Origin of the sequence: Candidatus Endomicrobiellum cubanum (genome assembly GCF_031278955.1) — a bacterium.
GTDB lineage: Bacteria > Elusimicrobiota > Endomicrobiia > Endomicrobiales > Endomicrobiaceae > Endomicrobiellum > Endomicrobiellum cubanum.
The window spans coordinates 1-6,128 of record NZ_JAITJM010000041.1 but is presented as its reverse complement, the minus strand read 5'-3'; the positions used below and the strand labels follow the sequence as shown (position 1 = coordinate 6,128).

The following is a 6,128-nucleotide window of genomic DNA, read 5'->3' as shown; positions in this document are numbered from 1 at the left end:
CAAAAGGGAAATTAACAGAGCCGTAGATGGTGCGGTATGACATAGTAGAATGAATAAAAAGAGAGTTATTAGAAGAATCATTAAAGTTAGAAGAAAGCCAAGGGGAAGAAGTATTTATTCTTCCACAGTCAGGATTAGAAGGGTCAGTAATAGTACTATTGCCAGAGATGTCATAATCAGGACTATTGAGGAATTTAAAACTTTTAATTCTTTCAAGGAACAATCTTTAACACTAAGTATTTATTTGATTAATTAAAGGTCAAGTCAGATAAAAGTAAAGAAGATTAAGTTCAATAAGAAAATAGATAGAGCTTTCAAATAAATTTGAAAGCTCTATCTATTTTTAAAACTAACCCTAAAACCTAAATATGTCTGCCTAATCTGTTACTATTAATACTCAGGCATTGGAGGCATTCCTGCTCCGCCCATCATAGGGGATTTTGGAGATTTTTCAGGAATATCGGTTACCAATGTTTCTGTAGTAAGAACCAGTCCTGCAATTGAAGCAGCATTTTCTAAAGCTGTTCTTGTAACTTTAGCTGGATCAACAATACCAGCTTTTATCATATCCACATACTCATTGTTATCAGCATTATAACCATAAGAAGCATCTTTAGAACTTTTAATTTTATCTACTATTACAGAAGCTTCAAGTCCAGCGTTTTCTACTATCATTCTTATTGGCCCCTCAAGAGCTTTAAGGACAATGTCTATGCCTGTTTTTTCGTCAGCATCTTGAGTTTGCACTTTTTCCAAAATTGATTGAGCTTTAAGTAAAGCTACTCCACCACCTGAAACTATACCTTCTTCTACGCCTGCTCTTGTTGCGTTTAAAGCATCTTCAACTTTGAATTTTTTTGTTTTCATTGCCGCTTCAGTTGCAGCGCCAACATTTATAACTGCTACTCCTCCAACTAATTTTGCAAGTCTTTCTTGGAGTTTTTCTTTATCATAATCTGATTTTGTGTCTTCAATTTGTTTACGAATTTGAGCTATTCTTGATTCGATTTCTTTTTTAGCGCCAAGTCCAGAAACGATTGTAGTGTTCTCTTTATCTACAACTACTCTCTTAGCTTGACCTAAAAGTTCCAAAGTCGCACTATCTAATTTTAAGCCCATTTCTTCAGTAATAACTGAACCGCCAGTAAGAATTGCTATATCTTGAAGCATTTCTTTTCTTCTATCTCCAAAACCAGGAGCTTTTACTGCTATAACTTTCAGTGTGCCACGAATCTTGTTTAGTACTAAAGTTGCAAGAGCCTCGCCCTCAATATCTTCTGCTATAATTAAGAAAGGTTTTCCTGTTTGAACAACTTTCTCTAAAAGAGGAAGGATTTCTTGCATAGAGCTGATTTTTTTATCGGTAATTATTATATAAGGATCTTCCAAAATGCCTTGCATTCTTTCTGTGTCTGTTACAAAATAAGGTGAATTGTATCCTCTATCAAATTGCATACCTTCTACAACGTCAAGAGTTGTTTCTGAAGATTTTCCTTCTTCAACTGTTATAACGCCATCTTTGCCAACTTTTTCCATTGCGTCTGCAATTAAATTTCCGATTTCTTTATCACTTGCAGATATTGAAGCTATTTGAGCAATTTCTTCTTTGTTTTTAACTTGTTTTGCATTTTTTTTAATTTCTTCTATAACTAAAGAAACAGCCTTGTCTATCCCTCTTTTTATATGATTTGCATTAGCTCCAGCGGTAATATTTTTTAATCCTTCATTAATTAAAGATTGAGCTAAAACTGTAGCTGTTGTTGTACCATCACCAGCAATGTCATTTGTTTTTGAAGCAACTTCTTTTACAAGCTGAGCACCCATATTTTCAAAAGGATCTTCTAATTCTATTTCTTTTGCAATTGTTACCCCGTCATTTGTAACTGTAGGGGAACCAAATTTCTTGTCTAAAACTACATATCTGCCTTTAGGTCCAAGTGTAACTTTTACAGCATTTGCAAGTTTGTCAACACCATTTTTCATAGCTTTACGAGCTTCATCATTGTAAATTAACTGTTTTGCCATATACTTACTCTCCTATATTATTTTATTGTATTAGCCAAGTATTCCCAAAATATCATCTTGAGACATTATAAGATGTACTACATCGTTAAGCTTTACTTCTGTTCCAGAATATTTGCCAAAAAGAACTTTATCTCCAACTTTTACATCTAAAGCAACCACTTTGCCATCATCGGTCTTTCTTCCTGTGCCTATAGCTATAACTTCACCCTCTTGAGGTTTTTCTTTTGCAGTGTCAGGAATAATAATGCCGCCCTTCTTTACTTCTTTGGCTTCTGTTGGTTTAACTAAAACTTTGTCGCCTAATGGTTTAAACATCTTACTTCCTCCTTTATTTAGTTTGTACTTTTCTTTTTTAGCACTAATGCTGTGCGACTGCTATTATATGACAAAAAAAAGTTTTTGTCAATACATAAACTTTAAAAATTTGATTTTTAGGATTATTTTAGAGAGATTTTTAAATATAAGAGTCTCTTATTCCATCATCTATATCTTTAAAAAACTTATCTAAGATCTTTAAACTTGCATTATCAAGCCTTGCTTTGCTTTTTTCTATCAAATTATATCCTATCTCTTTAACTTCTGGACTTGCAAAATCTTCAAGATATTCTTTTAATGTAACTAAAGCATTAATATCGCACATATTTTTTATTTGTCCAGGTTTAGCCAGATTCATAAAATTTTCACCTGTTCTGTTTTTACGATAACAAGCCGCACAAAAACTTGGTACGTAACCTTGAGCCAATAAAGATTTTATTATTTCATCTAAAGTTCTTTGATCGTTTAGACTAAACTGTCTTTCCAAATTATCATTATGTGAAAAATTTATATCATATCCACCAGGTGTAACCTTAGATTCTGCACTTATTTGAGAAACACCTAAATTTACAAGTTCATCTCTTAATTGGGCAGTTTCTCTTGTAGATATTATAATTCCAGTGTAAGGAACAGATAATCTTAAAACTGCAACTATCTTTTTAAATTCTTCATCACTTATTTTATATTCTGGGTTTGATGCGTATGTTGAGCCTGGAGCGGGTTCAATACGTGGTACAGAAATTGTATGAGGGCCAATACCATAGTTCTTCTCTAAATATTCTATATGCATCATCATAGCAAGTATTTCAAAGTATGGGTCATAAAGTCCTAACAACGGACCTATTCCAACATCATCAATACCAGCTTTAAAAGCATTGTCAATTGCATCTAAACGATTGTTTGGATCAGTTTTTGCACCGGCAATATGAAGTTTACGGTAAGTTTCTTCATGGTAAGTTTCTTGAAATATCTGATATGTTCCTATACCCGATGTTTTTAATATTTTAAAACTTTCAATATCCATAGGCGCTACATTGATATTAACTCTTTTTATTTTATTTCCGTTATAATTTGCGCTATATATAGACTTAACTGCACCTACATAATAATCTAAGTTTTCTTTTGAGGATGTCATTTCAGCCGCAACCACTAATATGCGTTTATGGCCTTTTTTGAGCAGTATTTCTGTTTGTTGTTTAATTTCTTCAAAAGTAAGTTTTTTTCTTATAGTACGATTATTATTAGCAGCAAATCCACAGTAGAGGCAACTATTGGAACAGTGGTTGCTTATGTATAAAGGCACAAACATTACAATACGTTTACCATATATTGTGTTCTTAACATAAGAAGCAGCAGCATAAATCTTTTGCAAATTCTGGTGTTCTTTAACTAATAAAAGTTTAGCGGTTTCTTCAATAGACAATCTTTGAAGGTCCTTAGTTTTATTTAAGATAGTATTAAGCTCTATATTGGTCACTTTAGTGTTAAGTAGAGAGTTTATTCTATGCTCATCTATATGTTTCATTTAAGCCACCTTTATTAGAAATGCTTACAGGGGACTGCTGCGTTAAAAAACTTGTGCTTATCACTCGATAAGCTCTGCGTTTTTTTGCCGCAACATTTATATACATTAGGATTTTCAGAGAAGTCCTAGACTTTATAGTTCATTAATACCCGGCATGCTTTTTTCTTTTATAAGAGCAATAAAGGTGTCAACTGGCATTACTCCTAAATCTTTATTACCGCGTGCTCTTATAGCAACCGAATTTGTACTTTGCTCCTTATTGCCAATAACTGCTATATAAGGAATTTTTTGTATCGCATTTTCTCTTATTTTGTGTCCTATTTTTTCATTTCTGTCATCTAAAATAGCTCTTATGCCATTTTGTTTTAATTTTTGAAATAAAGACTTGCAGTATGTCTCTTGCTCTTCATTTATATTTGCTATAGCAACTTGAATTGGAGAAAGCCAAAGAGGCAAAGCCCCAGCATAATGTTCTAAAAGTACACCTACAAATCTCTCTAAAGAACCTAGCAATGCTCTATGAATCATATAAGGTCTTTTCTTTTTGCCTGAAGAATCTACATAAGAAATATCAAAACGTTCAGGTAAGTTAAAGTCAAACTGTATAGTAGAACATTGCCAAAATCTTCCTATAGCATCTTTTATTTTTATATCTATTTTAGGACCATAAAAAGCTCCACCGCCTTCATCTACTTCATACTCATAACCGGTTTTCTTTAAAGCATTTTCAATAGAGCTCTGTGCTTTTTGCCAGTCTTGTATTTCTCCAACATATTTTTTTTCTGGCCTTGTAGCCAAATATATTTTATATTCTTTAAACCCAAAAGTTTTTAAACAATCAACTGCCATATTGAAAACTCTAAGCATTTCCTCTTCCAACTGTTCTGGCAAAACAATAACATGGCCATCATCTTGAGTAAATCCTCTAACTCTTAAAAGACCATGCAAAACGCCTGACTTTTCAAATCTGTAAACCGTACCAAGTTCTGCATATCTTATTGGAAGCTCTCTATACGAATGAAGCTTTATTTTGTATATCATTAAATGCATGGGACAGTTCATTGGTTTTACTCTGTATGGTTTGTTTTCAATATCTATAGAAGAATACATATTTTCAGAATAGGTTTGTAAATGCCCACTTATTCTAAAGAGTTCTTCGCTTGCAATATGCGGTGTAAGCAAAAGTTCGTAGCCGTTTTCTATATGGAATTTTTTCCAGTAGCTTTCAATTATATCTCTAAGTAGCGCTCCTTTTGGATGCCAAAGAACAAGTCCTCCACCGAGTAGTTCATTAATACTAAATAAATCCAAGTCTTTGCCCAGTTTTCTATGATCTCTTTTTTGTGTCTCTTCAATCTTTTTTAAATAGTCAGCCAAGTCTTCTTTTGTAAAAAAGGCGGTACCATAAATTCTTTGAAGCTGATCCCTAGAGGAGTCTCCTCTCCAATAAGCGCCTGCAACTGACAAAAGTTTAAAATATTTAAGTCTTCCGGTAGACTTTAGATGAGGACCTTTACATAAATCTATAAAATTCCCAGACTTATATATTGTTACAGTATCTCCATCTATCTGTGAAGCAATTTCTACCTTATATTTTTCCTCTTTTTTGTTAAAGTCTTTAATAGCTTCTTCTTTGGGCATAGAAAAACATTTAAACGGATAATTTGCTTCTATTATTTTTTGCATTTTTGCTTCTATTTTTTCTAGATCAGAAGTTGTAAATGGTTCTTTTCTATAAAAATCATAATAAAAGCCATTTTCTATTGATGGGCCTATAGCTACCTTGGTTTGGGGAAAAAGCTCAGTGACAGCAGCAGCCATAATATGTGCAGCAGAATGTCTTAAAGTTTCAAGAGAGTTGTTTGTCATTTTCTATACCTGCCTATCTATTTGTTTATTTAATTATACAATATATTCGGACATTAAGTTAAATATAAACTATAGCCTAATGAGTTCAGTACGAGTGTTGTATAGGTAAGAGCCGTTAGTATTGGTAAGGGCTAACTTTCCCCCAATGCCATAGGAGTCGATAAGATTAACAGTAAGGGGAGAGGAGTGGGAATCATAGTTAGAAATGGAGAGATTTTGAGCATCAATAATAAGAGGGAAGGGCTGATTACGGAGATAAAGAATAGTTTGATTATTGGGTAGGTTGTTAGGGAGAGCAAAGGAGAAGGAATCAAAGCCAAGTAAAGTACCTAAAGAGACATTTGTAGCATTAATGAAGTTAAGGGAATTATTTTCAGCAATAGAGTTATGGATA

At 33.1% G+C, this 6,128-nt stretch carries 6 protein-coding genes; all 6 read right to left on the bottom strand.

Annotation, left to right across the window (positions count from 1 at the left end; all coding sequences use genetic code 11):
• Window positions 1-223 (bottom strand): hypothetical protein (locus LBD57_RS03780; protein WP_373470004.1); only part of this gene is annotated, 223 nt, incomplete at its 3' end.
• Between the two features lie 167 nt (window positions 224-390).
• The gene (gene groL / locus LBD57_RS03775) at window positions 391-2,025 is read right to left on the bottom strand and encodes a chaperonin GroEL (protein WP_373470003.1); all 1,635 of its coding nucleotides are present in this window, start codon (window positions 2,023-2,025) and stop codon (window positions 391-393) included.
• 30 nt (window positions 2,026-2,055) lie between these two features.
• Window positions 2,056-2,340 (bottom strand): co-chaperone GroES, encoded by a 285-nt coding sequence (gene groES, locus LBD57_RS03770; protein WP_373470002.1) that lies wholly within the window; start codon window positions 2,338-2,340, stop codon window positions 2,056-2,058.
• A 139-nt stretch (window positions 2,341-2,479) separates the two neighbouring features.
• Window positions 2,480-3,865: a [FeFe] hydrogenase H-cluster radical SAM maturase HydG gene (gene hydG / locus LBD57_RS03765; RefSeq protein ID WP_373470001.1), complete on the bottom strand. Its 1,386-nt coding sequence runs from the start codon at window positions 3,863-3,865 to the stop codon at window positions 2,480-2,482.
• Window positions 3,866-3,997: 132 nt separating this feature from the next.
• Window positions 3,998-5,734, bottom strand: a complete 1,737-nt coding sequence (thrS, locus tag LBD57_RS03760; RefSeq protein ID WP_373470000.1) for a threonine--tRNA ligase — start codon at window positions 5,732-5,734, stop codon at window positions 3,998-4,000.
• Between the two features lie 69 nt (window positions 5,735-5,803).
• On the bottom strand, window positions 5,804-6,128 hold a 325-nt coding region (locus tag LBD57_RS03755), incomplete at its 5' end, for a hypothetical protein (protein WP_373469999.1).